Genomic DNA, 25,200 nt, shown 5'->3' with positions numbered 1-25,200 from the left:
GTGACCGGCGACACCGACATCAACATCATCGACACCGCCGAGTTCGCGATCCCGGGCCTTGACGACGAGTTCCGCGTCATCGTGTCTCCGTGGATTCTCTCCTCGCTGATCACCGATCGCCTTGCCGCTTACTACGAGACGGTCACCAAGCACAACCTCAACTACCGTCGTTACTATCACCAGTTCGACTACTAATAGTTAACCACTCATTTAAGAAGCACCCTGCCCGGGCGCATGCGTCCGGGCATTTTTATGCCGAAATTCGCAAGAAAGGGGAATCGAATGAGGCAGTTTATCGTGGCGTCCCATGCTCATTTCGCGTCTGGAATCGTCGAGAGCATCGGCCTGCTCTCCGGCGAGCGCGAAAACGTCCATGCGCTGTCTATGTATGTCGACGGAAACGAGGACCTGGTCAAGGAGGCCGCAGCGATTCTGGACGACTTTGCCGCGGACGATGAGGTTGTCGTTTGCACCGACCTCTTTGGCGGCAGCGTCAACAACGAGTTCACCAAGATCGTTCAGATGCGCCCCAACACGCACCTGGTGACCAATATGAACCTGCCACTCCTTATTCAGCTGCTGTTCGTGTCCGATTCCACCCCGATCGACGAGGCCATTCGCCAGATCGTCGAGGCGGACGACACTAAGGTCAAGTACGTCAACGACCTGCTGGGGCAGGCCGAACTCGACGAGTTTTAATCGCTAGGAGCACACCATGATTCAGATGATTCGCGTGGACTATCGACTGCTTCACGGCCAGGTTGCCGTTAGCTGGACCTCGGCTCTGGGTGCCGACTGCATCCTGTTGGTGAGCGACACGGTCCTCAATGACAAGCTTCGCCTGCAGGCCCTTTCCCTTGCAAAGCCTGAGGGATGCAAGGTCGTTGTCAAAAATACCGAGGACGCCGTCAAGGCGCTTCAGAGTGGTGTGACCGACAAGTACAAGCTCTTCGTGGTTTGCGAGACGATCCAGCAGGCCGGTGCCGTCGCCAAGGCGATGGGCGTCAAGAAGATCAACCTCGGCAATGTTGCCTTTAGCGAGGATGCCCGCCAGGTCTCGACGAGCGTATTTCTCACGCCCGAAAACGAGGCATACGTCAAAGAGCTGCTCGGCGAGGGCTACGAGCTGTTCATTCAGATGATTCCGGCAGATGCGAAGACTGACGCCGCGAAGGTCATCGGTTAGGGGCCATTATGGTTATCAAGACAATCCTGATTTTCCTTATTGCCCTTTTGGGTTATTCCGAGTGGCTGACGGGCACGAGCTACCTCCAGCGCCCGATCGTGCTCGGACCTCTGGTTGGCCTTGTCATGGGCGACATGGTGACCGGCACGATCATGGGCGCCACGATGGAGCTTGCCATGGTCGGCGCCATCTCGGTCGGCGCCTATAACCCGCCCGATACGATTTCCGGCACTATCCTGGGTGTATCTCTTGCCATGCAGGCCGGCGCGGACGCTTCGGCGGCCCTGACCCTGGGTATTCCCATCGCAACGATCGTCCTGGCGCTCGATACGGCCCTGGGCCAGCCGGTCATGCTGCTGCTGGTGCACCGTATCGACAAAAACGTCGAGGACGGGGACACCAAGGCCATCACGCGCAACATGCTCATCGCCGGTTACGCGCAGAGCTGGTGCGGTCTGCTGATCATTCCCCTGGCATTCTTCTTTGGCGCCGATGCAGTCGCCAGCCTGCTCAACATCATTCCCGATTTCGTTCAGACCGGCATGGATGTCGCCGCTGCCTTCTTGCCCGCGCTCGGCTTTGCGATGCTGGCGCAGATGATTATGAACAAAACGGTGGCTCCGTTCTTCTTCGCCGGCTTCTTCCTCGTCGCCTACTTTGGCATTAGCACGACGGGCGTGGCGATCTTTGCTGCGATCATCGTCGTCGCGATGACGGTTTTGGGCGAGAAGAAAAAGGCGGAGCAGCCCGCAGTGGCAACCGAGGATCCTGCGATTGGGAGTGGGTTCGATGAGTTTTAAGTTTGAGTCTTCCTACGACGGGTTGATCACCCGCGCAGATCTTAAGAAGCTGTTCTGGCGCTCGATTCCCTATGAGCACTCCTGGAACTACGAGCGTATGGGCCATATCGGCTTTATGTGGGCCCTTATGCCGATCCTTCGCAAGCTGTATCCGCAGGATGCAGACTTTAAGGCCGCCCTTAAGCGCCATATGGAGCTCTATAACGTCACGCCGTACATCTCGACGCTCCCCATGTCTATTGCTGCCGCAATGGAAGAAGTTAACGCCACCGAAGATAACTTTGACACGAGCGCGATCTCTAATGTTAAGCTTGCTTTGATGGGACCGCTGTCCGGCGTGGGCGATGCCTTCTACTGGGGCACGCTGCGAATTTTGGCAACGGGTGTCGGCACGTCGCTGGCGCTGCAGGGCTCTATTCTTGGCCCGATTTTGTTCCTGCTCGTGTTCAACGTCCCTCACTACATCATCCGTTACCTGCTGACGTTTGTGGGATATCGCTTTGGCTCGGACATGATCAGCAAGGTCCAGGAATCGGGCATTATGGACACGATCGTCAAGATGGCCTCTATCATGGGCGCCATGGTGATCGGAGCTATGACCATGGAGATGGTCACCGTGGACATTCCGCTCATGGTCGGCGCGGGCGATGGCGCTCAGACGCTCGCCGAGCTGCTCAATGGAATCTTCCCGGGCTTTGTCACGATGGGGCTGTTCGGAATCGTCTATCTCATGCTCAAGAAGAAGATGAATCCGCTGCTCATCATGCTCGTGATCCTGCTCGTGAGTATCGCCGGCGCGTTCTTTGGAGTGCTTGGTGTTCAGTAGGGCATCCGTCATAATTAAAACAATGTAAGAGGGGGCGTCGCGCACACTGTGCTGCGGCGCCCTTTTGCCGAAAGGTGGACAAGATGGAGTATCCGCAGCTTGCCGTCATGAATATCAGCCATCGTTATTTTGACCTTGAGGAGTTCTTTTCCTCGGCAGCGGCCTCGGGCTACACGTGTTGCGAGCTTTGGACCGGGGCGATGCATCTGTATGTCGATTGCCATGGATACGATTCGCTCGAGCAGGTGCGGGAGCTGTCACAGCGGTATGGGGTTCGGATTGTGGGGCTTTGTCCCGAACAGAACAACCCAAAGCCGTGGAATATCGCGGCGCGCGGGAATGAGGCGCGCGCCCGCACGCTCGCGTACTTTAAGAACGTTGTGGATATCGCGGCGGAACTTGGAGCCGAGCAGGTCATGGTCTCGAGCGGCTGGGCATTTTTGAACGAGCCGATCGAGGATGCGTGGGGTCGCAGCGCCTCGATGCTGCGTGCGATTGCCGAGCATGCGGGAGAACGCGGCGTGCGACTGGTGCTCGAGGCCCTGCAGCCGGTTGAGTCGATGATCGTGAACTCGGCGGCCGATACGAAGCGCATGATCGAGGCAGTTGATCATCCGGCACTTAAGGCGTGTCTGGATATGGGCGCCATGGCGGTGGCGGGGGATACCATCGACGATTACTTCGATCTGCTTGGCGATGATGTCGCCCACGTGCATTTTGTCGATGTTGCGGCAGATGGCACGACGCATCTTGCCTGGGGTGACGGCGACCGCGATATGCGGGCTGACCTGGATAGGCTGGTGGCGCGCGGCTATCGCGGAGTTGTTTCGGCCGAGACCTATGACGGGCGCTATTTTGCCGACCCCGCAGCTGCCGATGCGCAGGTAATGGCAGAGTATCGTCGTGCGATTGGCGCCTAGGTGGGGTTGGGCTGCGGCAATCTGCCCCATGTTTCCAAATGAATACGGTGTGAGCGGCTGCGACGGATTTCCCCCGCAAACACTCTAGTATGCTAAAGTACCCAGAAGACCGGCGGAGCTATGCCGGTCTTCTGCTCTATATGAAACACAGCATGAGGAGGCTCACCAGATGACGGCCACACCGTGGGGATTCCGGGACATATTGCCCGAGGAGGCTCAGGCGCGCGAGGAGATTGCGCTGACGGTGAAGGGCTGCTTCAGGGAGCATCATTACCTTCCGGTCGAGACGCCGCTGCTCGAGGACAAGGGTTCGCTCGAGGAAGGCGGCCGCATCGCGGACACGCCGTTTAAGCTTTTTGACGATGATGGCCGTCTGCTGGTGGTCCGTCCCGACAACACATTGCCGATCGTGCGTCTGGTCTCGACCCGCATGCGCGCGGCCGACCTGCCCCTGCGCCTGCGCTATGAGGCGCCGGTGGTTCGCGAGTGCCAGCGCAATGCCGGTGGCTCGCGTCAGTTTACGCAGCTGGGCTTTGAGCTTATCGGTGCGGGCGATACCGCGGGCGATGTCGAGATTGTCTCACTCGTGGCCGAGGCCGTGCGCAAGCTGGCACTGCCCGATGCGCGCATTATCGCAGGCAGCGTGCGCCCGTTTAAGGAGCTGCTCGCGGTGTGCGAGGATCGCGAGCTGGCCGCCGAGGCCCTGCGCTGCGTGCACGCCAACGACTTTGTGGGCCTCGATGCCCGCGTGGCGGCAAGCGTCGAGTCCGATGCCGTCAAGGTTGCCATTAGCGAGCTGCCGCGCCTACACGGCGGAGCCGAGGTGCTTGACCGCGTGGACGCGCTGCTGGAGACCGCCGGTATCGTCGCGCCGCTGACGCGCGAGCTGCGTGCCCTGGTCGAGGGCCTGGCTCCAGAGGATGCCCAGGTGCTGTCGTTCGACTTTTCCATCATGAACTCTTTCGATTACTACACGGGCCTGGTCTTTAAGGCCTATGCCGGCGGTCTGCCCGACCCAGTGGGCTCGGGCGGTCGCTACGACTCCATCTTTACCGGCGCATTCGGCGACGGCATCGAGGTGCCGGCGGCGGGCTTCGCTTTTTCGCTCGAGCGTCTGGAGGCAGCGCGCACCTCGGCCGAGGATGCCGCCTCGGACGGCGACCACGCCGCGGGCCGTGGCGCCGAGGGCCCGCTGCGCATCGCTGTGCCCAAGGGCTCGCTTAAGGCCGACACGCTCGACGTGCTCGAGGCCGCGGACTTGGACGTCTCTGAGCTGCGTGACCCCGGCCGTCACCTGATCGTGCGCGGCCGCGACACGCGTGCCGGCGAGGGCACGGTCGGCGATATCGAGTTTGTCATCGTGCGTCCCAGCGATGCGCCCGCCTTTGTGGGCTGCGGCGGTGCCGACTGCGGCATCTGCGGCTGGGACTCGCTTATCGAGGCCGACCTCAACTTGCTGCAGCTGATCGATCTGGGCTACGGCCTGTGCACGTTTATCGAGGCGGAGCCCGCGTGGCGCGCCGGTCAGGCCGAGCGCAACTATGCCCGCCGCGGTTCGCTTCGCGTGGCCACCAAGTATCCGCGCATCGCGAGTGCCTGGTATGCCGAGCGCGGCGTGAACGCCGATATCGTCTCGCTGCACGGCAACATCGAGCTGGGCCCCATCGTCGGCATGACCGATCGCATCGTGGATATTACCGCCACGGGCGCCACGCTGCGCGATAACGACCTGGTCATCACCGGCCGCATCATGGACTGCACGGCCCGCTTCTTTGTCAATCCGGGCGCCGCACGTCTGGATCCGCGCGTACGCAATCTGGCAGATCGCTTGGCGGCAGCCGTGAAGGACAAGCATTTTGAGCCCGTTGCGGGCTCGGCACAATAGCGCGAGCACGCACGGGCGCCCCAACGTCCGGGCGGCGGGCCGACTGACGCCGCCGCCCGGTCTCTCGTTTTTCGAACAAAACCTCGATCGATAGGGGATACCGATATGAAGACTATCAAGCTTGCTCCCGGTGAGCGCCTCGTTACCAACCAGCTCAACCGCAAGGGCGTGCTGCCGCTAAACATCGTCGACGCCGCCCGCGATATCGTGGCCAACGTGCGTGCCAACGGCGATGCCGCGGTGCGCGATTACTGTCAGCGTTTTGACGGCGTTGAACTGCAGAGCTTCCGTCTGCCGCAAGAGCAGATCGATGCCGCGCTCGAAGGCCTCGATCCCGCTTTTGTCGCGGCGCTCGAAAAGGCTGCACGCCAGATTCGTGAGTTCCACCAGCGCGAGGTCGAGCAGAGCTGGTTTACCACACGCCCGGACGGCACGATGCTCGGCGTTAAGGTGACCCCGCTCGCGGCGGCCGGCATCTATGTGCCGGGCGGCCGCGCGCAGTATCCCTCCACGGTGCTCATGAATGCCATTCCCGCCAAGGTGGCCGGCGTCAAGCGCGTGGTCATGGTGACGCCGCCGCAAAAGGACGGCCTGATCAGCCCCTATACGCTCGCCGCGGCCAAGCTCGGCGGCGTGGACGAGATCTATATGGTGGGCGGCGCTCAGGCCGTGGCCGCGCTGGCGTACGGTACCGAGACCATTCCACGTGTCGACAAAATCACCGGCCCGGGCAACGCCTTTGTCGCCGCAGCCAAACAGATCGTCTCGGGCGACGTGGGCATCGACATGGTCGCCGGTCCCTCCGAGGTTTGCGTGCTGGCTGATGCCACGGCTAAGCCCATGGTGGTCGCGGCCGACCTGATGGCCCAGGCCGAGCACGATCCGCTGGCCGCTTGCTATCTGGTGACCTGCGACGAGCAGTTTGCGCGCGAGGTCGAGGCGGGTATCGACATTTTGGTGGCGCAATCGCCGCGTGCCGAGATTACGCGCGCCTCGCTCGACAACGAGGGCACCATCGTGGTGGCCGCCGACATGGCTGCTGCCGTCGAGGCCGTGAATACCGTGGCGCCCGAGCACCTGGAGCTGCACTGCAAGGATGCAATGGGTCTGCTCGGCGGCATTCGCAACGCCGGCGCTATCTTTGTGGGCGCCTGGAGCTCCGAGCCGCTCGGCGATTACGTTGCCGGCCCCAACCACACGCTGCCGACCGGCGGTACGGCTATGTTCTCCAACCCGCTTTCGGTGGAGGAGTTCGTCAAGCGCTCGAGCGTCATTTGCTACACGCCCGAGGGCCTGCTCTCCGACGCTCCCGCAACACAGCGCCTGGCCGAGGCCGAGGGTCTGTGGGCACACGCGCTTTCCGCCGCGCTGCGCCGCCGCGTGTTGGAGCAGGGCGAGGATTCCGTGAGCGCCGAGTCGCTGGCCGCGGCTGACCTGACCAAGGTCGCCTGGCCGGGCGACGCCGTGGCGACGGTTGCCGAGGGTGTGGACCTGGCGGCTGCGGGCGGTGCCGCTGACGCGGCCGGCGAGGAGGCCTAAAATGGCCGAACTCACGCCCCGCATGAAGGAGCTCGTCCAGCCCTACTTGGCCGGTATTGAGCCCTACGATCCCAACTTTACGCCCACGCGCATCAATCTTTCGGCCAACGAGAACACCTATCCCGTACCGACCGGCGTGCGCGAGGCGGTCGACGCCGCCCTGGCTGCCACGCCGCTCAACCGCTACCCCGATCCCATGTCGAACGACCTGCGCGACGAGCTGGCCGCCTGGCATGGCGTGATGCGCGAGAACGTCTGCGTAGGCAACGGCGGCGACGAGCTGCTCTATAACTACCTGCTGGCGTTTGGCGGTGCGGGACGGACCCTGCTCAACTGCCCGCCGTGCTTTAGCGAGTACGCGTTCTTTGCGTCGCTCTGTCAGACCGAGGTGCGCGACGCGTGGCGCGACCCGGCGACCTTTGAGCTCGACCAGGCAGCCGTGCTTGCGGCGGCGCCCGAGTGCAGCCTGGCCATCGTGACCTCGCCCAACAATCCCACGGGCGACGTGGCGCCGCTCGACTTTGTCGCGGCCCTGTGCGATGCATGCCCCGGCATGGTGATGGTCGATGAGGCCTACGTTGAGTTTGCCGACGATTCGTTTGGCGCGGCCACCACGGCGCAGGGGCTTATCGCCGAGCATTCCAACCTGGTGATTCTGCATACGCTGTCCAAGGCGTTTGGCGCCGCCGGCGCGCGCCTGGGCTACGTGATCGCAGCCCCCGAGGTTATCGACGTGTTCGCGGCGACTCGCCAGATCTACTCGGTCAACGTGCTGAGCCAGGCCGCCGCGCTTGCCTGCGTGCGTGCCCGCGATGCGTACGCGCCCGTGGTGGCACAGGTTGCATCCGAGCGCGAGCGCGAGCTGTGTGCCCTGCGCGCAATGGCTGCCGAGGGTCTGCCCGTGGAGACATGGCCGAGCGCGGCGAACTTTATGCTCGTACGCACGCCGCATGCCACGCGCGTGCGCGAGCGGCTGCGCGACGAGTATTCGATTTTGGTGCGCGACTTTAGCTACGCGCCGGGCCTTGCGGACTGCCTGCGCATTACCGTGGGTACTCCGCAGGAAAACGACGAGGTGCTGGCTGCGTTTGCCGCGCTAGTGAAGGAGGAGATGTAGATGGGCCGCTATGCCGAGGTAACCCGCAAGACGGGCGAGACCGACATTGTCGTAAAGCTCGACTTGGACGGAAGCGGCGTGTGCGATATCTCGACCGGCGTGCCGTTTTTCGACCACATGCTCAACGCTTTTGGCCGCCATGGCCTGTTCGATCTGACGGTGCACGCGGTGGGCGACGTGGAGGTCGATGCGCACCACACCGTCGAGGACACGGGTATTGTGCTGGGCGAGGCGTTTTGTCAGGCGCTGGGCGACAAGGCGGGCATTACGCGCTTTGCCGACGCGGCGATCGCCATGGACGAGACACTTGTGATGGCTGCTGTTGATATTTCGGGCCGCGGGCAGGCCTACTGCGAGCTGCCCGTGCCGACCGAGCGCGTGGGCAGCTTCGATACCGAGCTGGCCGTCGAGTTCTTCTACGCCTTTGCGCGCGACGCCAAGCTCACGCTGCACGTGCGCGAGCTGGCGGGCAGCAACTCGCATCACATTATCGAGGCCGCCTTTAAGGCCGTGGGCCGCACGATGCGCCATGCCTGTGAGCTGGATCCCCGCGTGCAGGGCATCCCCAGCACCAAGGGTTCACTGTAACCTGCCAAAAAGGGACAGGTTTATTTTGGCAGGTTTTATCTGCGGAAATGCCGTCTCATGCAGTGGGTGAACGTTTAACCGACCAAAATAAATCTGTCCCTTTTTGGCAGGTTTTGAATGGGGAAAAGGAGGGTCGCGTGGGCGAACCGAAGGTCGTGGTGGTCGACTACCACAAGGGCAACTTGTCGAGCGTTGCGCGTGGGCTTGCGCGCGCCGGTGCCGCCGCCTGCACGTCGGACGATCCGGAGCAGATCCGCAATGCCGACGGCCTGGTCATCCCGGGCGTGGGCGCGTTCTATGACGCGATCGCCTTTATGCGCCAGAGCGGCGAGGCGGACGCGGTGCTCGATGCCGTCGCCGCCGGAACTCCGCTGCTCGGCATCTGCCTGGGCCTTCAGCTGTTTTTTGAGCGCGGCGACGAGGGCGTGCCGGCGGACGAGGGCGTTGCCGCGGACGGTAATGCCTCCGAGCGGGCTGACGGCCCCTGGATCGATGGCCTGGGTATTATGCGCGGTTCGTGCACGCGCTTGGAGTCGAGCCGCCTGAAGGTGCCGCACGTGGGCTGGGACCAGGTGCACATGACGCCCGCCGGCGCGGCCGATCCGCTGCTTGCTGGTTTTGCCGAGGGTGCCAACATGTATTTCACCCACAGCTATGCGGTGGCCGACGACGCCGATGCCGCCGATGTGCTGGCGCGCACGCACTATACGCGGAGCTTCCCGTGCATCGTGCGTCACGGCAACGTGTGGGGCTGCCAGTTCCATCCCGAGAAATCTTCCGCGCTGGGTCAGCGCATCCTTAAGAACTTCGTCAATATCGTCGAGGAGGCCGGCCGATGATCCTGTTCCCCGCAATCGATTTGATCGGCGGCAAGGTCGTGCGCCTGGAGCGCGGCGACCGCAGCCGTTGCAAGGTATATTCCGCTGACCCCGTCGCCGTTGCCCGCTCGTTTGCCGAGCAAGGTGCAAGCTGGGTGCACGTCGTCGACCTGTCCGCTGCCTTTGGCGAGGACGAGGACGCGTGCGCTGCCAACTCGGCGGCAATTAGGGCCATCTGCGGCGTCGATGGCCTGTCCGTGGACGTGGGCGGCGGCGTCCGCTCGCTCGCACGCATTGACGAGCTGGCCGGCTATGGTGCGCGCCGCATCGCGCTGGGGACCGTGCTGGTGACCGAGCCGGGTTTTGCCGAGGTGGCAGCGCACGGCTTTGGCGAGCTGCTGGTGGCAGACATCGCCGCCCGTGACGGCCAGGTCAAGGTGAACGGTTGGCGCGATGGCGCGGGCGTGGCACTCGATGATGCCGCGGCGCAGCTTTCCGAGCTGGGCTTTAAGCATCTGGTGTACACCGACATCGCGCGCGATGGCATGCAGACGGGCATCGATGTAGCGGCATATCGCCATGTGGCCGAGGTCGCGGGTTTTCCCGTCGTGGCTTCGGGTGGCATCTCGACGCTCGACGACATCCGTGCGCTGGCCGCGGTGGGTGAGGGCGCGATTGAAGGTGCCATCACCGGTCGTGCGCTCTACGAGGGTAACTTTACGCTGGTTCAGGCGCTCGCCGCCACCCGAGGGGAGGAGTAGTCCATGCTTACCAAACGCGTAATTCCCTGCCTGGACGTCAAGGACGGCCGTGTGGTCAAGGGCGTCAACTTTGTGAGCTTGCGCGATGCGGGCGATCCGGTGGAGCTGGCGCGTGCCTACGACCGCGAGGGTGCGGACGAGGTTGTATTTTTGGACATTACCGCGACGAGTGACAACCGTGCGATGACCATCGAGATGGCGGCGCACGCGGCCGAGGAGCTCACTATTCCCTATACCGTGGGCGGCGGCTTTCGCGACCTGGCGGGCATGCGAACCATGGTGGTTGCCGGTGCCGACAAGGTGTCGCTCAACTCCGCCGCCGTGCGCGACCCGTCGCTGATTAGCCAGGCTGCCGCGGCGTTTGGCAGCCAGGCCGTGGTCGTGGCGATCGATGCCAAGCGCGTTGGTTTGCCCGGCGCATCCGGTGCCGACAAGTGGGAGGTCTTCACGGCGGGCGGCCGCAACGCCACGGGTATCGACGCGGTGGCGTGGGCCGAGGAGGCGGCTCGTCGCGGCGCCGGCGAGATCCTGCTGACCAGCATGGATCGCGACGGCACCAAGGCCGGCTTTGACCTGGCGCTCACCCGCGCCGTGGCCCGCGCGGTGCCAATCCCCGTCATCGCGAGCGGTGGCGTGGGCACGCTCGAGCATTTTGCCGAGGGCGTGATCGAGGGCGAAGCCGACGCCGTGCTGGCGGCCAGCGTCTTTCACTTTGGAACCTTCAGCATTCGCCAGGTGAAGGAGTATATGGCCTCTCAAGGCATTCCTGTGAGGCTGGACTTCTAATGCTGCGGCTTGCCCAGGCACCGCATCTTGCCGCTCAAACCGTCGCTCGCGTACCAAAGTACGCGTCGCTCCTCTTTCGCGGCAACCTGCGGCACCTGGACAACCCTCGCCGACCGGCGATGTTTAAATTGGGGAATTGAAATGAGAGAAATTACTACTCCAGCTGATCTTAAATACGACGCCCGTGGGCTCATTCCTTGTGTGGTTCAGCAATATGACACCGGCGAGGTGCTTATGGTTGCTTGGATGAACGAGGAGTCGGTGGGGCTGACGCTCAAGACCGGCACCACGTGGTTTTGGAGCCGCAGCCGCCAGGAGCTCTGGAACAAGGGCGCGACGAGCGGCAACATGCAGGAGGTCAAGGAGCTCTGGGCCGACTGCGATAGCGATACGCTGCTGGTCAAGGTCGACTCGCCGGGTCCGGCCTGCCATACCGGCAACCGTACCTGCTTCTTTAAGCGCGTGGAAGGGGGAGCGCGATGAAGGTCGTGACGCCGTTCGAAGTCGCCGACTGCAACACCGAGCTCCTCTGCGCGGGCGTGCCATGCCGCGTGCACCTGACCGATGCCTGCGGGGCGCAGTCGCTTTGGCTCGAGGCCCAGAAGGAAAGGCTCGATGAGGCCCATGCCGTCATCGTCGAGTTTTTTGAGAAAAAGGGCGCAAAGCCTCGGTTCGATGAGACCGGTACCTACTTTACGCTGCAGTAACGAGAGGAAATAACCATGGGAGTCAGAACAGCTAACGTGCAGCCGGGAAACATCGGCGAGACGCTGACGGGGCTGGCCGAGGTGATTCACGGTCGTCGCGATGCGTCGCCGGAGGAGAGCTATACTGCCCGCCTGCTGACCGATGTCGAGGACGAGCTGCTCAAGAAGCTTGCCGAGGAGGCGAGCGAGGTCATCATGGCCTGCAAGGATAACGACCACGATCACATTCGCTACGAGGCCGGCGACCTGATCTATCACCTGCTCGTGACGCTCGAGCGCTACGGCATCACCCTCGATGAGTTGGCCGGCGAACTCAACGCCCGCCGCCACTAGTCAAGCTTTTGGTGCAAGGGGGACAGGATACTTTGCGCCAAATGATCCGTTTTCCTCCGTCCCCAACGGATCAACCGCAACTTATGAAGGGATGGCTAGGCGAGGGGCGTGGGTTCCCATTCGCCGGTGGGGTGGGGGATGTCGAAGGTTCGATAGCCGCAGTCGTAGGCGTGTGCCTGGGCCTCGCGGATGTTCCAGCAGATATCGCAGGCGCGGTGCGCGTCCGAGCCAAAGGTAATGGGCACCTCGGCACGGGCAAAGCAACGCAAAAGGCCGGTCGCGGGGTAGTAGTCGTCGAGTCCCTTGCGCGGCGCGGCGGTCGAGACCTCAACGCGGCGGCCCGTGTCGTGTGCACACTCTGCCATCTGCTTCCAGAGCGGCGCGGGGTCAAAGTCGGGCGCAAGGCCCTCTTTCGAAAAGCGCATGACCAGGTCGGGGTGGGCCATCACATCAAAGTTAAGCGGGCTCTCGCAGGCGTGGCACCAGTCGTCGACATAGCGCCCCCATACGCCGCGCACGCCCAGGTTTTCCCAAACATGCAGGTTGGTATCGTCGTCGATCCAGCCGCAGCGTGAGTCGGGCGTATCGGGGCGCGCGACGTCCTCTGTCCCTGCCGTGCCCGCAGCGCCGGCCATGATATCGCCCGGATCGCCAATCCAGTGCACACTGCCCAAGCGCACTACGGCACCAGCGGACCAGCGCTCCACCAAGGGCTCGCAACCCTCGTACCAATCGCATTCAAAACCGTAGATAAAGGCGAGCTCCGGCGCGATTTGCGCGGCGAGCTTGCGGGCGTCCTCAAATGCCAGGCGATGCGCCGTCAGGTCGCCCTCGACAACTTGCACTTCGCAGTTGGCGTCCATGCTGGCGGGCAGGGTGAGGTGGTCAGTCGAGACCATGACGCGGCAGCCTGCCGCAGCAGCGGCACGGACGTTGTCCTCAAACGAGGCATGGCCATCCGAAAACGAAGTATGGGTGTGGCAATCGACCAGCGGGCAGGCGGGCATGGCGACTCCTTTGCATTTGGTGAATCCGCTCCATTGTAACGGCGCGGCCCCCGATGCGACGAGCGCACCGGGGGCCGAAATCGACGGGAAAGGACAGGCGGCGCGTGCCGGCGCCGGCGACTACTTGCTTCGTGCCGCCACGCGTTTGGCCTGCACCGTTACCATCGCGTGCCGCACGGCGGTGATGGGGCGATAGCGGATCATACGTGGTCCCGACCAGCGCATGACCTTGCGGATCCTCTCGCGCATGGCAGACCGGTAACAATGCGAAGGACAGGCCGAGCAAAATGTCTTGGTGCCCATGTGGGGGCAGTGCCCAATGCGCGCGACGGCGTATTTCTGCAGCTCGGCGCATTCGGGGCAGAGCGTAATGGTCCGAAGGCCGAGCTTCACGCGCACGGGCCCATCGTCGCCAGCCTGCTCGACCGCATGCCCACCGCCATGATGTCCACGACACCACAGCGCGATCATCTGCGACACCATTTGGGTCTCGCGCTCACGTTTGCGTGCCAGCTCCGGTGTGTCGACCTGGCGCGCCATTAGCTCAGCCTCCCGTGCTCGACCGAAAGCGAGAAATCGGCAAACGCGCAGGTGCTGGCACGGTGGCTTACCAGCACAATGGTCTTGCCGCGACGCTTGAGCTCGTCGATCGCCTGCATCACGGACGCCTCGTTGAGGGCATCGAGCGCGCTGGTGGGTTCGTCGAGTAAGATGAAGGGTGCGTCGTTGAGGAAGATGCGCGCAAGGCCGATGCGCTGGCGCTCGCCGCCCGAAAGCGAGTCGCCCAGTTCGGCAACGGGCGTGTCGAATCCCTGCGGCAGACGGTCGATGAGCGTGGTGAGTGAGGCGGAGCGGCAAGCGTCGAGCAGCTCGGTATCGGTGGCGTTGGCGTGCGCGACCAGCAGGTTCTCGCGTACGGTGCCGCAGAACAGATGCGTGTCCTGGGTCATATAGGCCTCGTGGCTGCGCAGGCTCGCCGTGTTGATGTGGCGGGCATCGACGCCGCTCACCGTGATGGTGCCGGCTGCGGGGTCCCAAAAGCGCATGAGCAGCTTAAGCAGCGTCGACTTGCCCGAGCCCGAGCGTCCCATGATGCAGGTCATGGTGCCGGGCGCAAAGGTGCAGGTCACGTCGTCGAGGATGAGACTCGAGGCGGGGTTGTTCGCGGCCTGCTCTGTGGTGTCGGCACCGCCCGCGTCCACGCCGCCCGCATAGCTAAAGCTCACATGCTCGGCTGCGGCGCCGGCAAACCCAACGTCCTGTCCGTCGGAGACCTCGGTGCACTGGGGCTGCTCGTCGAGCAGATCGAGCACGCGCGCGCCCGAGGCGAGCGTCTCCTGCAGTGAGGCGCCCAGGCGGCTCACTGCCATCACCGAGCCAAACGACGACACAAAGGTAAAGACGGCGACAAACGCTGCGGCAAAATCGATCGTTCCCGCAGCCACCAGCTGCAGCGCTCGCCCGAGCATCACCAGATTGGCCGCAAGAATAAGCGCATCGGCTACGGCCTCGCTGGCCGCCTGGCGGCGCTTGAGGCGCGCGTCCACGTCGCCGACTTGCTCGGTCAGCTTGCTCAGGGCACGGCTGCGATCGGCGCCACCGGCAAACTGGATAGTCTCGGACGCGCCGCGTAGACTGTCGAGCACAAAGGCGCCCAGCTTACCGGCGCCCTCGCGGCTCTGGCGGCCGGTGGTGCCGCATGCCTTGGCCGAGGTCAGGGGCAGTAGCACGCCCAGGACCGCGTAGGCCACGAGCGCGATGCCCGCGAGCTCGGGGCTCACAGCCAGCAAAAAGCCCTCAAACACAACGGTGCAGACCAGAGCGATTGCAATGGGCGAGATGGTGTGCGCGTAGAAGACCTCGAGCAGCTCGATATCCGAGGTGACCAGGCTCACGAGCTCGCCCTTGCCGCGGCCCTCGAGCTTGGCGGGGGCGAGCTGGCGCAGGGCGCCAAACACCAGGTTGCGAATGTGTGCGAGTAGGCGGAACGCGATGTAATGGTTGCAGAGCTGCTCTCCGTAATGGAGCGGCCCGCGTGCGATGCCGCAGGCGGCGCAGGCCGCGCATGCCGCGACAAGACCGAGCCCCAAGGCGTTGTAGCCCAGCGCGGCCATAAGACCAAGGGCGCCAAAGGCCGGTACGAACGCGGCGGTGAGCATGCCAATGCTGCCCAGCGCGACGGCTAGCACAAGCCAGCCGGCAAGCGGTCGGACGAGCCCCATCATGCGCCACATGATGGACGGCGCCGAGCGACGGACGCGGCCGGAGTCAAGCGCCGCGGCAGCGGAAGACGAGCTAGCACCGTTGAGGCCATCGGTACAGGCGGCGCTGCCGTCAACAGCCTCAACCGCGCCGACATCCTCGGCATCACCCTCCGCATACGCATATGCCGAGAGCTGCTCCTGGCTGTTCCACATGCGCGCATAGGCGCCCGCGGTGGCCAAGAGCTCGCCGTGAGTCCCGTGCTCGGCAATACGGCCACGCTCCAGCACCAGGATCTGATCGGCGCCTACGATCGTCGACAGGCGGTGTGCCACCACGATTACGGTGTGCCCGCCGGCGAGCGATGCAATGACCTCGCCGATTGCGGCTTCGCTTGCGGCGTCCACATTGCTCGTCGCCTCGTCAAAGACATAGATCGGCGAGTCGTGCAGCAGGGCGCGGGCCATGCACACGCGCTGGCGCTGGCCGCCCGAAAGGTTGGTGCCGCCCTCGTTAATCATCATGTCGAGCCCGCCGTTGGCCTGCACAAAGGCCGCCACGCGCGTGCGGTCGAGTGCGTCCATGAGCTCGGTATCGGTGGCGCTGGGCTGGGCGAGCAGCAGGTTGTCGCGCAGGGTGCCGGCAAACAGGTAACCGTTGGTGGGCACCAGGGTGACGGCGCGCATGAGTGAGGCGGCCGTGGCGTCGCGCAGCTCGACGCCGCCGATGCGAACGCTGCCACGGTAGGCACCCTTGCGGCCCGCGATAATCCCCGCGATCGTGGACTTGCCGCCGCCGCTTTCGCCTACGAGTGCCACGAGCGAGCCGTGCGCAATGGTCGCGCTGGCGCTGTCCAGCACCGTGCGGTCGCCGTATGCATAGCTCACGCCCGCGAGCTCGATATCGCCGCGACCGTCAAGCTCAACATCGCCGCGCTCGGGCTCGGGCGTATCCAAAATGCCAAACATGCGGCGCGAGGCGGCCATGCCGTTCATGGCCGTGTGGAACAGCGATCCCAGGCGGCGCATAGGCAAAAAGAACTCCTGCGACAGAAAGACGATGAGGAAGGCAGCCTCAAAGCCAATCTTGCCCGTGGCGAGCTGCAGCGTGGCTACGATAATGCCGAGCGCGGCGCCCATATAGACGACCAGGTCCATAACGCAAATGGAGCGCAGCTGCATCACCAGCAGGCGCATGGTCGCTGTGCGGAAACGCTCGGACTCGGCGTTGATGCGCTCGTGCCAGCTGCGATCGGCCTGGTAGACCTTAAGGGTGGTGAGACCCTGCACGGCCTCCAGGAACATGCCGCCAAGATCGACATAGCTGCCCCAGTACTCGGCACCGATCTTTTTGGCGTTGCGCATGACCATCATAATGGAGACGGGGATGATCGGAACGCAGGCGAGCAGCAGCGCGGCGGGAAGACCCGCCTGGCCCACGAGCAGTACAAACAGCGTGATGGGTGCCAAGCCGGCAAAGAAGAGCTGCGGCAGGTAGCCGCCAAAGTACACCTGGAGTTGCGTGGCGCCCTCGACGCTGGTCTGGACGGCCTCGGCGGTGGGGACGGTCTCGGTGTAGGAGGGGCCGAGTGCGGTGAGCTTGTCGTAGACGAACGAGCGCACGCGGCGGACGGCCTCGAACGCGGCTTTGTCGCCGGCGCGTTGGGCCAGGTAGATGGAGGCGGCGCGCACGATGATGGCGGCGGCGAGCGGCAGGGCCGCCTGTGCGAGGGCATCGACGGCGAGCGCGGCGGAAAGACCGTTCGTGACGATGCCGCCCAAGATGCGCGCAAGCATCCACATCACCGTGATGTTTGCCATGAGCGCGATCAACTTAAACAGGACGCTTGCCATAATGTAGGGCGTTGCCTGCGGAACCAGGGAGAAGAGCCGCTTCTCGAACATGAAACCTCCTATGCCGTAACGGTGCCGGGCTGGGTCCTCGGCAGCCGCTTAGTTAGCCAAATGCAACTAGAGTAACATCGTGCAGCGGGTAAGTATGCCGAGGGTAATTTTTAGCCGATGAACTGCGTAGAAAGTTCAAAATTGTTGAGTGCGGCGAACTTTGTGGTGGACGGAATGCGGGCGCAATTTTGATCGTGTGCGGCCCGCTCCAAAACGTGTACGTCAGCCTCCAAAACCGACAAAAAATGACATGTTTGGAGGCTGACGTACATGTTTGGATAGGGGCAAGGGCGACGACGGACGAAAGTCACGCCTGTGCCACGTTCGATGTGCTAGCGTTTGGGTGAATAAAACGAGCCCGTGCGGAAAGGATCCGGACCGTATGCAACGTGGAAGTACATCTCCGCTGTCCCGCGAGACCGATGCGCCCGAAACCATCGTCAAGCTGGAGTGCGACATCGACGATGCGTCGCCCGAGGTACTCGCCTATGCCGCCGACCGCCTGCGCGAGGCGGGCGCCCGCGAGGTGCACTGGCTGCCCCTCTACTGCAAAAAAGGCCGCCCCGGCTGGCAGCTGCAGGTGATCTGCTCGCATGAGGATATCGAACGCCTGCAGACGATTATCTTTTTGGAAACCACGACCAACGCCGTTCGTCGCCAGGTGATGGAACGCGTTTGCCTGCCGCGTCGTTTTGAGCAGGTAGCGACGCCTTGGGGCGAGGTGGCCGTCAAAGTAGCCACCCTGCCCGACGGCAGTGAGCGTGCGGCGCCCGAGTACGAGGACTGCGCCCGTCTTGCCCGCGAGCATAACGTGCCGCTCCAGCGCGTGATGCAGGCGGCACAAGCCTCGGCACTGCGATTTGAATAGCGCGGCCGGCGACATCTCGCGCCCGGCCACATCAGCCCCACTCCGAAAGGACTTCCCATGAAATACCTCATCGCTTCCGACATTCACGGCTCGGCATACTGGACCGAGCGCCTGGTCGCCGCCATCGAGTCCGAGCAGCCCGACCGCATTGTGCTGCTGGGCGACCTGCTCTACCACGGCCCGCGTAACGACCTGCCGCGCGACTACGCTCCCAAACGCGTGATTCCGCTGCTCAACGCCCTGGCCGACCGCATCATCGCGGTGCGCGGCAACTGCGACGCCGAGGTCGACCAGATGGTCCTCGACTTCCCCGTCATGGCTGACTACGCCACACTATTCGACGAGACCGGACGTGAACTGTTCCTGACGCACGGCCACGTCTTTGGCGCCGGCATGCATAACAGCGTTGACCACGCGCCCGCGCTGCCCGAGGGCTCCGCGCTCGTCTACGGCCATACGCACATCAAGGTTAACGAGGAAAGCGCCGCGCACCCGGGTCTGTGGCTCTTCAATCCCGGCAGCGTGAGCATTCCCAAGGACGGTGCGCACAGCTACGGCATCTACGAGGGCGGCGCGTTCCGTCACGTGATCCTGGAGGAGGAGTAACCATGGCCGAGCATATGGCTCAGCAAAATACCGAGGGTTCGCGCGACCTGTCCACGCTGGTCGACGCGTCGGCCGAGCTGCAGCATCTGGTGCAGACCATCTGGCGCCTGCGTCAGCCCGATGGCTGCCCGTGGGACCGCGAGCAGACGCATCAGAGCATTGGCAAGAACATGATAGAGGAAGCCTACGAGGCGCTCGATTGCATTGAGGCGGACGACGTGGCGCATCTGCGCGAGGAGCTGGGCGATGTGCTCATGCAGGTGGTGCTGCATGCGCAGATTGCGGCGGATGCCGGTGAGTTTACGCTTGCCGATGTGGCGCGCGATATCGACGCCAAGCTCATCCGTCGTCACCCGCACGTGTTTGGCGATGCGGATGCCGAGAGCTCCGACGAGGTGCTCAAGATTTGGGACGAGGTCAAGCTTGCCGAGAAGGCCGCCAAAGACCAGGCCGTGGCGGCAGGCGAGGCTGCGCCCGAGGGTCTGCTCGACGGCGTGCCCACGCACCTGCCGGCGCTGATGCAGGCTCAGAAGGTGTCGCGCAAGGCGGCTGCCGTGGGCTTTGAGTGGGAGACGGTCCAGGACGTGTGGGACGAGGTCGCTGAGGAGCGTGCCGAGTTTGAGGCCGAGGCTCCCGGCTCGCCCGAGCGCGAGATGGAGTTTGGCGACCTGCTCTTTGCCCTGGTCAACGTTGCGCGCAAGGAGGGAATCGACGTCGAGAGCGCCCTGCGTGCCAGCACGGCAAAGTTCCGCCGCCGCTGGGCCGCGATGGAGCAGATGGCGGCCGACGCCCACGTGGATCTGGCCGAGCTTTCGACCCACGGCCTCAATGACCTCTGGGATGCCGCAAAGGCAGAGGAGTAAGACTGCGGGGGCGACGGGACGGACTTTCTCATCGCCCCCATTATTTTTCAAAAAGATTGTATCCCTTGGCTAACTTAGGGCATAATGCAAAAAGTGCGATAAGGCTAACTTATGAACCTGCGCGCCACTGTAGCGTGCAAGCCGTGTCGCCAAGCACTCAACCCGTTTCCAAGTGAGAGGGAGACAACATGAGCGATATTTTGGATGTCTACGGTCGCGAGGTACTCGACAGCCGCGGCAACCCCACCGTCGAGGTCGAGGTCGTGCTCGAGGACGGCAGCTTCGGCCGCGCGATGGTGCCTTCGGGCGCTTCGACCGGCGCCTTTGAGGCCTGCGAGCTGCGCGATGGCGACAAGGGTCGCTACCTGGGCAAGGGCGTCTCGCAGGCCGTCGAGCACGTCAATAACGAGTGCGCTAACGCCGTCGTGGGCCTCGACGCCTTCGACCAGCGCGCCGTCGATGCCGCGCTGATTGCCGCGGACGGTACCCCCAACAAGACCAATCTCGGTGCCAACGCCATTCTGGGTGTGTCGCTGGCAGTTGCCCGCGCCGCTGCCGAGTCGGCGGGTCTTTCGCTGTACCAGTATCTGGGTGGCGTCAACGCCCACCTGCTGCCCACACCTATGATGAACATTCTCAACGGCGGCGTGCATGCCGACAATAACGTCGACTTCCAGGAGTTCATGATCATGCCGGTGGGCGCCCCGAGCTTTGCCGAGGGCCTGCGTTGGTGCGCCGAGGTCTACCACACCCTCAAGGGTGTGCTGCACGAGGCCGGCCTGGGCGGCGGCGTGGGCGACGAGGGTGGCTTTGCGCCCAACCTCAAGACCAATGCCGAGCCGTTCGAGTACATCACCAAGGCCGTCGAGAAGGCTGGCTTTAAGCCCGGCGTCGACTTCATGTACGCCATGGACCCGGCCTCGACCGAGTTCTACAACGCCGAGACCGGCATGTACGAGCTCAAGGGCGAGGGCGTGGAGTACACGAGTGCCCAGATGGTTGATTACTGGGAGAAGCTCGTCGACACCTATCCCATCATCTCCATCGAGGACGGCATGGCCGAGGAGGACTGGGACGGCTGGGTTGAGCTCACCCGTCGCATTGGCAACAAGGTGCAGCTGGTGGGCGACGACCTGTTCGTCACCAACACCGAGCGCCTTAAGAAGGGCATCGAGCTGGGTGCCGCCAACGCGATCCTGGTCAAGGTCAACCAGATCGGCACACTCACCGAGTCGCTCGAGGCCATCGAGACCGCCAAGGAGGCCGGCTATGCTTGCATCGTGAGCCACCGCTCCGGCGAGACCGAGGATTCCACGATCGCCGACCTGGTCGTGGGCGTCAATGCCGGCCAGATCAAGTCGGGCGCCCCGTGCCGCAGCGACCGTATCGCCAAGTACAATCAGCTCATCCGCATCGAGGACGAGCTCGAGGGCAGCGCGCGCTACGCCGGTAAGACCGCGTTCTACAACATTCGCTAAACGGGCGAATTTGGCGAGGGGGAGGCTGACTCGGTTCCGTCCCGCCTTGACTGGATGCTGCAAAGCGCCATGGGCGCTGGGCCATACGGCTCAGCGCCTTTTTTATGTCGAGCAAAGGCTGGCGAAGGCGGTGCAGGCGCTCGTGCTATAACTAAAGGACTTAGCGCAAACAAACCTCAACCGCACAAGGCGCACATGGATCAGATTTACGACAACAGGTACTATTCCGCCGGTTCGCGTGAGCCGTCGCCTCGCCGTGCGCGCACGGTGCAGCTCGGTGGGTCCGCCTACGCCGGCGCCGACCGCTCCACGCAGCGCCCGACAAGTACCTCGCGCCCCAATGCTCATGTGAATACTTCGGCAGATGGACCGGTGCGCCCGGCACGTTCGACACATGCGTCGCGTCCCTCGGCCCAGACGCACGACAGGTCGAGCAGGCCTTCGAGCCGTCTTTCGGGCTCGGACTTTATGCGCTACGCCAACGACAATGCGGTGGTCAAGGCGATCTATGACTTTACGCATGGCTCTCTGCGTCCGCTGTTTATCGGTATCGTGGTGGCGCTGGCGCTCGTGAGCCTGTATTTTCCCGTACGCGACCTGTACGTGGCAAAACGCTCGAGCGACATCTTGGCCAAGCAGGTCGAGATTCGCCAGCAATACAATGATGAGCTGCAAAAAAGCGTCGACAAGCTGCTCTCGGAGGAGGGTATCAAGGACGCGGCGTCCGAGGACCTGGGCCTGGTGATGCCCGGCGAGAAGAAGATTGACGTGCTAGGCTTGGACGACGATTCGGACTCGTCGTCGAGCAAAAAGTCCTCAAACGCCAAGAAGGCCAGCGAAGTGGCCAAGGAAATCGAAGAAGTCGGCAAGGACGCGCCGTGGTACATCCAGGCGCTCGACATGCTGTTTGGGTTTAACGGCGTCGAGGGCCAGACGGTCGTGTCCAACGGCAAATAGCGCCCGGAGGGGAGCCCGCAATGACAAATTGCAAACGCTATAAGGTGGCCGCGATCGACCTGGGAACGGTGTCGTCGCGACTGGTGTTGGCCCAGGTCGAGGGCGGAGCGATTGTGGAATCGTCCAAGCATACCGAGATTACCGACCTGGGCGAGGGCGTGGACGCGACGGGGCGCTTCTGCGAGGCGGCTGTCGAGCGTGTGCTCGCTGCGTGCCGCATGTTTGTGGACGAGGCCCGTGCCTTTGGGACCGTGTGCGTCTGCACCACGTGCACGAGTGCCGCGCGCGATGCGTCCAATGCCGCGCTGCTGCTGGACGGCCTGCGCGAGTTGGGGCTCAAACCACAGGTGATTCCGGGCGAGGTCGAGGCGCGCCTGACGTTTTTTGGCGTGGCGCACGACTTTGCCGGCGAGCGCATCATCGTCGCGGATTCGGGCGGCGGGTCCACGGAACTCGCGACGGGCGTATACGCTCCGGAGCGCGGCGTCTTTGCGCTGGAGGGAACGCGCTCGCTGGACATCGGTTGCCGTCGCGTGACGGAGCGCTTTTTCTCTGCGTTGCCGCCCGCGGATGGCGAGCTTGCTGCCGCTGCCGCGTGGGCAGGCGAACAGTTCGCCGCCTATTTTGAGGGCCTGCCTGTCGACTTTGAGCGCGCCGAACGCTTAGTCGCGGTGGGCGGCACGGTGACTACGCTGGTGGCTCTGGTCCACGAGCTGGAACCGTACGATTCGAGCTTTGTGCACCTACGCGAGCTGTCGCTGGAGCAGGTCTCGGCCGCTATCGAGCGCATGTCTGTGTTGGACGCGGAAGGCATCGCCGCGCTACCGGGTGTACAGCCCAAACGCGCGGGCGTGATCTTGGCTGGTGCCGTGGTGATTCGCGAGCTTATGCGAGCCGGCGGCTACGACACGCTCACCGTAAGCGAGAACAGCCTGCTTGCCGGCATGGCCGCCACCATTAACGAGGTTCTCGACGGTGAGCTACCCACCATCGGCTGGACCCCCAGCCTCAGCGCCCTTTAACCATCCCCTCATAAGTTGCGGTGAAATGCGGACTAAAATCGCCCTTTCGGGCCCCAACCAGTCCCTATTCCACCGCAACTCAACAGCCGGCACCTGGGGACGTTTCTTTTCTGCCGGCACCTGGGGACAGTCCTTGCTGAGCGCCTCCGCAGCCTTTATGCCAGTTTGTCGATTTGCCCAATTTCCCAAAGCGGAATATTGACGAGCGTGTCCTCGTCTCTATATGCCGCCAGAGAGCTCCTCACGCAACGCTCGAGTTTGAATTTTTCGCAGGCTATTTTCAGACTCTTCGCTTTAAGGTTCTCTGCCGCCTTGACCTCAAGCGGAAGCACGGTTCCCGCATGGTCGATGGCAAAGTCGGTTTCGGCATTGCCAGAGGTAGAGGACCAATACACGGGAGTTTTGTCCTGGAGCAAAAGCTCCTGCGCGACGTATTGTTCGGTCAGCGAACCTTTGAACTCGGTAAAAACAGCGGATCCGTTAAGAACGATGGCCGGAGAGAGACCGGAGAGGGCTCCGAGGATGCCGGTGTCGATGCAGAACAGTTTGAAGCCCGAGAGGTCTTCGTAGCTCGAGAGCGGTGCCTTTAGAGCGGAAACACGTGGCACCTTATGAACGATTCCGTAGTCCGTGAGCCACTGGAGGCTTTCCTCAAAATCGCGTGCGCGCGCTCCGGGGCGAAGGGCGCCATAGACAAACTTCTTGTTCTCCTTGGCAAGCTGGCCGGGAAGGGATTTCCAAACCAACCTCATGCGCTCGACGATGCGGGCGGGTGCATGTTTGCCAAAATCGGATTCGTAAGCCTCGATGATTTGCTGCTGAAGCCTTCGGGCTTCAATGAAGTCGCGTGTCTCGGCGAAAGCGGAGACAACTTCGGGCATACCACCGACAACAAGGTATTCCTTGAGCAAGTGCACGAGCTTTTCGGTGACGTTTGCTAGAAGGTTCATGTCTGCGGCAAGGATGGCGTCGGCGAGCGGGTTGCCGTCGACGGCGCGAACGAACTCGGCAAACCCCATGGGACGCATGGTGAGCTGGTCGATTTTGCCGACGGGAAATGACTCGTTTTCGCGTCGGAGCGCGAGGCCCATATAGGAACCGGCTGCCACGATGTGGTATTCGGGTGCAAGCTCGTTGAAGTACTTGAGCGAGGTGATCCCGCGTGGCGCCTCTTGGATCTCGTCGAAGATGATGAGCGTGTCTGTCGGCGTTACGGTTTGGCCACGTAGGAGCTCTATCTGGGAGATGATGCGCTTGGGGTCGAGGTCCCCATCGAACAGCGAGCGTGTGCTCGGCTCGAGCATAAAGTCAAAACGAATGACGTTTCGATACTGCTGGCTTGCGAATTCGTTAAGAAGCCAAGTCTTTCCTGTCTGGCGGGCTCCCTTAAGCAAGAGAGGTTTGCGATTCGCCCTTGATTTCCAAGCGATAAGTTCACTCATAAGCTGTCGTTGCATATTGCCTCCCAACCCTCTCGGCTAGTATAAGGCCATTTGGGCGTTTCCATCGGAAAATGTGTGAGACAACCACGTTTTTCCATCGGAAAATGTGCGAGACAACCACGTTTTTCCATCGAAAAATGTGGGAGTGCCAATCTAAGTTGCGGTGAAAAAGTTCTTAAATGAGCTGGTAACCAGTCAAAACAGGAACTATTCCACCGCAACTTATCATCCGTGTCGGCATCCACAAGAAACGAGCCCGCGTCTCCGGGGGACACGGGCTCGTAAACAATGCGTGGTAGGGGCGGTGGGACGTCTGCGAATTTGCGCAGCAAATTCGCACCGGCCTCGGTCGCCTGCCAGCGCCCTCGCCGGCTCGCTGCGGACGCTGCGCGTCCGCTTGACGCTCGCCCCCTCGCGGGTTCGAGTCCCACCGGCGTGCAAAAGAAACGGGCCCGCATCCCTGGGAGACACGGGCCCGTGAAAGCCAAATGGTAGGGGCGGTGGGACTCGAACCCACAATCCTTGCGGCGAGGGATTTTAAGTCCCCTGCGTATGCCAATTCCGCCACGCCCCCGTGAGACTAGA

General features: G+C 63.0%; 25 protein-coding genes, 1 tRNA gene and 1 pseudogene. 22 read left to right on the top strand and 5 right to left on the bottom strand.

The features are described 5' to 3' along the window. The 16 genes and pseudogenes from DXA43_RS08345 to hisE all read left to right on the top strand — a co-directional run. Nucleotides 1–195, top strand: a pseudogene (locus DXA43_RS08345) (SIS domain-containing protein); the annotation flags it as partial. Nucleotides 196–282: 87 nt separating this feature from the next. Continuing rightward, nucleotides 283–699 (top strand): PTS sugar transporter subunit IIA, encoded by a 417-nt coding sequence (locus tag DXA43_RS08340; RefSeq protein WP_117806834.1) that lies wholly within the window; start codon nucleotides 283–285, stop codon nucleotides 697–699. A gap of 16 nt (nucleotides 700–715) precedes the next feature. Beyond that, complete coding sequence (locus tag DXA43_RS08335) at nucleotides 716–1,186, top strand: PTS sugar transporter subunit IIB (RefSeq protein ID WP_099432278.1); 471 nt, start codon at nucleotides 716–718, stop codon at nucleotides 1,184–1,186. An 8-nt stretch (nucleotides 1,187–1,194) separates the two neighbouring features. Continuing rightward, nucleotides 1,195–1,986, top strand: coding sequence for a PTS sugar transporter subunit IIC (locus DXA43_RS08330; protein WP_117640903.1), 792 nt, complete (start codon nucleotides 1,195–1,197; stop codon nucleotides 1,984–1,986). Continuing rightward, nucleotides 1,976–2,812, top strand: a complete 837-nt coding sequence (locus tag DXA43_RS08325) for a PTS system mannose/fructose/sorbose family transporter subunit IID (RefSeq protein ID WP_117806833.1) — start codon at nucleotides 1,976–1,978, stop codon at nucleotides 2,810–2,812. Before DXA43_RS08330 ends, DXA43_RS08325 begins: the two co-directional genes overlap by 11 nt. Before the next feature lie 83 nt (nucleotides 2,813–2,895). Further along, nucleotides 2,896–3,732 carry a sugar phosphate isomerase/epimerase gene (locus DXA43_RS08320; protein ID WP_117640904.1) on the top strand — a complete coding sequence of 279 codons (837 nt, stop codon included), beginning with the start codon at nucleotides 2,896–2,898 and terminating at the stop codon, nucleotides 3,730–3,732. A gap of 169 nt (nucleotides 3,733–3,901) precedes the next feature. Then, entirely contained in the window at nucleotides 3,902–5,617 is a 1,716-nt protein-coding gene (gene hisG / locus DXA43_RS08315; RefSeq protein ID WP_117806832.1) for an ATP phosphoribosyltransferase, read from the top strand. A 105-nt stretch (nucleotides 5,618–5,722) separates the two neighbouring features. Then, nucleotides 5,723–7,156 (top strand): histidinol dehydrogenase, encoded by a 1,434-nt coding sequence (hisD, locus tag DXA43_RS08310; RefSeq protein ID WP_117806831.1) that lies wholly within the window; start codon nucleotides 5,723–5,725, stop codon nucleotides 7,154–7,156. A gap of 1 nt (nucleotide 7,157) precedes the next feature. Then, nucleotides 7,158–8,273 (top strand): histidinol-phosphate transaminase, encoded by a 1,116-nt coding sequence (gene hisC / locus DXA43_RS08305; RefSeq protein ID WP_117806830.1) that lies wholly within the window; start codon nucleotides 7,158–7,160, stop codon nucleotides 8,271–8,273. After that, nucleotides 8,274–8,861 (top strand): imidazoleglycerol-phosphate dehydratase HisB, encoded by a 588-nt coding sequence (gene hisB, locus DXA43_RS08300; RefSeq protein WP_117806829.1) that lies wholly within the window; start codon nucleotides 8,274–8,276, stop codon nucleotides 8,859–8,861. A 137-nt stretch (nucleotides 8,862–8,998) separates the two neighbouring features. Next, the gene (locus DXA43_RS08295) at nucleotides 8,999–9,700 is read left to right on the top strand and encodes an imidazole glycerol phosphate synthase subunit HisH (RefSeq protein WP_233540053.1); all 702 of its coding nucleotides are present in this window, start codon (nucleotides 8,999–9,001) and stop codon (nucleotides 9,698–9,700) included. Next, entirely contained in the window at nucleotides 9,697–10,440 is a 744-nt protein-coding gene (locus tag DXA43_RS08290) for a HisA/HisF-related TIM barrel protein (protein ID WP_117806827.1), read from the top strand. Before DXA43_RS08295 ends, DXA43_RS08290 begins: the two co-directional genes overlap by 4 nt. A 3-nt stretch (nucleotides 10,441–10,443) precedes the next feature. Further along, entirely contained in the window at nucleotides 10,444–11,226 is a 783-nt protein-coding gene (hisF, locus tag DXA43_RS08285; RefSeq protein ID WP_117806826.1) for an imidazole glycerol phosphate synthase subunit HisF, read from the top strand. 141 nt (nucleotides 11,227–11,367) lie between these two features. Next, nucleotides 11,368–11,709, top strand: coding sequence for a phosphoribosyl-AMP cyclohydrolase (gene hisI, locus DXA43_RS08280; protein ID WP_117806825.1), 342 nt, complete (start codon nucleotides 11,368–11,370; stop codon nucleotides 11,707–11,709). Continuing rightward, a complete protein-coding gene (locus DXA43_RS08275; RefSeq protein ID WP_117806824.1) occupies nucleotides 11,706–11,933 on the top strand; it encodes a hypothetical protein in 228 nt (75 codons plus the stop codon). Before hisI ends, DXA43_RS08275 begins: the two co-directional genes overlap by 4 nt. 15 nt (nucleotides 11,934–11,948) lie before the next feature. Beyond that, nucleotides 11,949–12,266, top strand: coding sequence for a phosphoribosyl-ATP diphosphatase (hisE, locus tag DXA43_RS08270; RefSeq protein WP_117806823.1), 318 nt, complete (start codon nucleotides 11,949–11,951; stop codon nucleotides 12,264–12,266). A 95-nt stretch (nucleotides 12,267–12,361) separates the two neighbouring features. On the opposite strand, the gene DXA43_RS08265 is transcribed toward hisE, so the two are convergent. The 3 genes from DXA43_RS08265 to DXA43_RS08255 form a co-directional block, all read right to left on the bottom strand. Beyond that, complete coding sequence (locus DXA43_RS08265) at nucleotides 12,362–13,273, bottom strand: PHP domain-containing protein (protein WP_117806822.1); 912 nt, start codon at nucleotides 13,271–13,273, stop codon at nucleotides 12,362–12,364. Between the two features lie 120 nt (nucleotides 13,274–13,393). Next, complete coding sequence (locus DXA43_RS08260; RefSeq protein ID WP_117806821.1) at nucleotides 13,394–13,813, bottom strand: nitrous oxide-stimulated promoter family protein; 420 nt, start codon at nucleotides 13,811–13,813, stop codon at nucleotides 13,394–13,396. Continuing rightward, nucleotides 13,813–17,379, bottom strand: a complete 3,567-nt coding sequence (locus tag DXA43_RS08255; protein ID WP_117806820.1) for an ATP-binding cassette domain-containing protein — start codon at nucleotides 17,377–17,379, stop codon at nucleotides 13,813–13,815. The genes DXA43_RS08260 and DXA43_RS08255 overlap by 1 nt, the downstream gene beginning before the upstream one ends. Nucleotides 17,380–17,761: 382 nt before the next feature. Here DXA43_RS08255 and larC point away from each other — a divergent pair, with 382 nt between their 5' ends. From larC to DXA43_RS08225, 6 genes are all read left to right on the top strand, one after another. Then, nucleotides 17,762–18,247 carry a nickel insertion protein gene (larC, locus tag DXA43_RS08250; RefSeq protein WP_117785985.1) on the top strand — a complete coding sequence of 162 codons (486 nt, stop codon included), beginning with the start codon at nucleotides 17,762–17,764 and terminating at the stop codon, nucleotides 18,245–18,247. A gap of 57 nt (nucleotides 18,248–18,304) precedes the next feature. Then, entirely contained in the window at nucleotides 18,305–18,853 is a 549-nt protein-coding gene (gene yfcE, locus DXA43_RS08245) for a phosphodiesterase (RefSeq protein ID WP_117790875.1), read from the top strand. A gap of 2 nt (nucleotides 18,854–18,855) precedes the next feature. Next, nucleotides 18,856–19,716, top strand: coding sequence for a nucleoside triphosphate pyrophosphohydrolase (gene mazG, locus DXA43_RS08240; RefSeq protein WP_117806819.1), 861 nt, complete (start codon nucleotides 18,856–18,858; stop codon nucleotides 19,714–19,716). Between the two features lie 188 nt (nucleotides 19,717–19,904). Then, nucleotides 19,905–21,194, top strand: a complete 1,290-nt coding sequence (eno, locus tag DXA43_RS08235; protein ID WP_117806818.1) for a phosphopyruvate hydratase — start codon at nucleotides 19,905–19,907, stop codon at nucleotides 21,192–21,194. Between the two features lie 195 nt (nucleotides 21,195–21,389). Next, entirely contained in the window at nucleotides 21,390–22,151 is a 762-nt protein-coding gene (locus tag DXA43_RS10490) for a septum formation initiator family protein (protein ID WP_233540052.1), read from the top strand. A gap of 20 nt (nucleotides 22,152–22,171) precedes the next feature. Beyond that, the gene (locus tag DXA43_RS08225) at nucleotides 22,172–23,173 is read left to right on the top strand and encodes a hypothetical protein (RefSeq protein ID WP_117806817.1); all 1,002 of its coding nucleotides are present in this window, start codon (nucleotides 22,172–22,174) and stop codon (nucleotides 23,171–23,173) included. Nucleotides 23,174–23,328: 155 nt separating this feature from the next. Here the strand turns inward: DXA43_RS08225 and DXA43_RS08220 are convergent, their stop codons facing one another. Together DXA43_RS08220 and DXA43_RS08215 are read right to left on the bottom strand one after the other, a co-directional pair. Then, on the bottom strand, nucleotides 23,329–24,615 hold the full coding sequence (locus DXA43_RS08220) for an ATP-binding protein (protein ID WP_233502858.1): 1,287 nt from the start codon (nucleotides 24,613–24,615) through the stop codon (nucleotides 23,329–23,331). 489 nt (nucleotides 24,616–25,104) lie between these two features. Further along, nucleotides 25,105–25,189 (bottom strand) — tRNA-Leu (locus DXA43_RS08215). Nucleotides 25,190–25,200 lie beyond the last annotated feature (11 nt).

It is taken from the genome of Collinsella sp. OF02-10 (assembly GCF_003463445.1).
GTDB lineage: Bacteria > Actinomycetota > Coriobacteriia > Coriobacteriales > Coriobacteriaceae > Collinsella.
The sequence above is the reverse complement of the archived record's forward strand: the minus strand, read 5'-3'. Positions and strand labels throughout refer to the sequence as shown.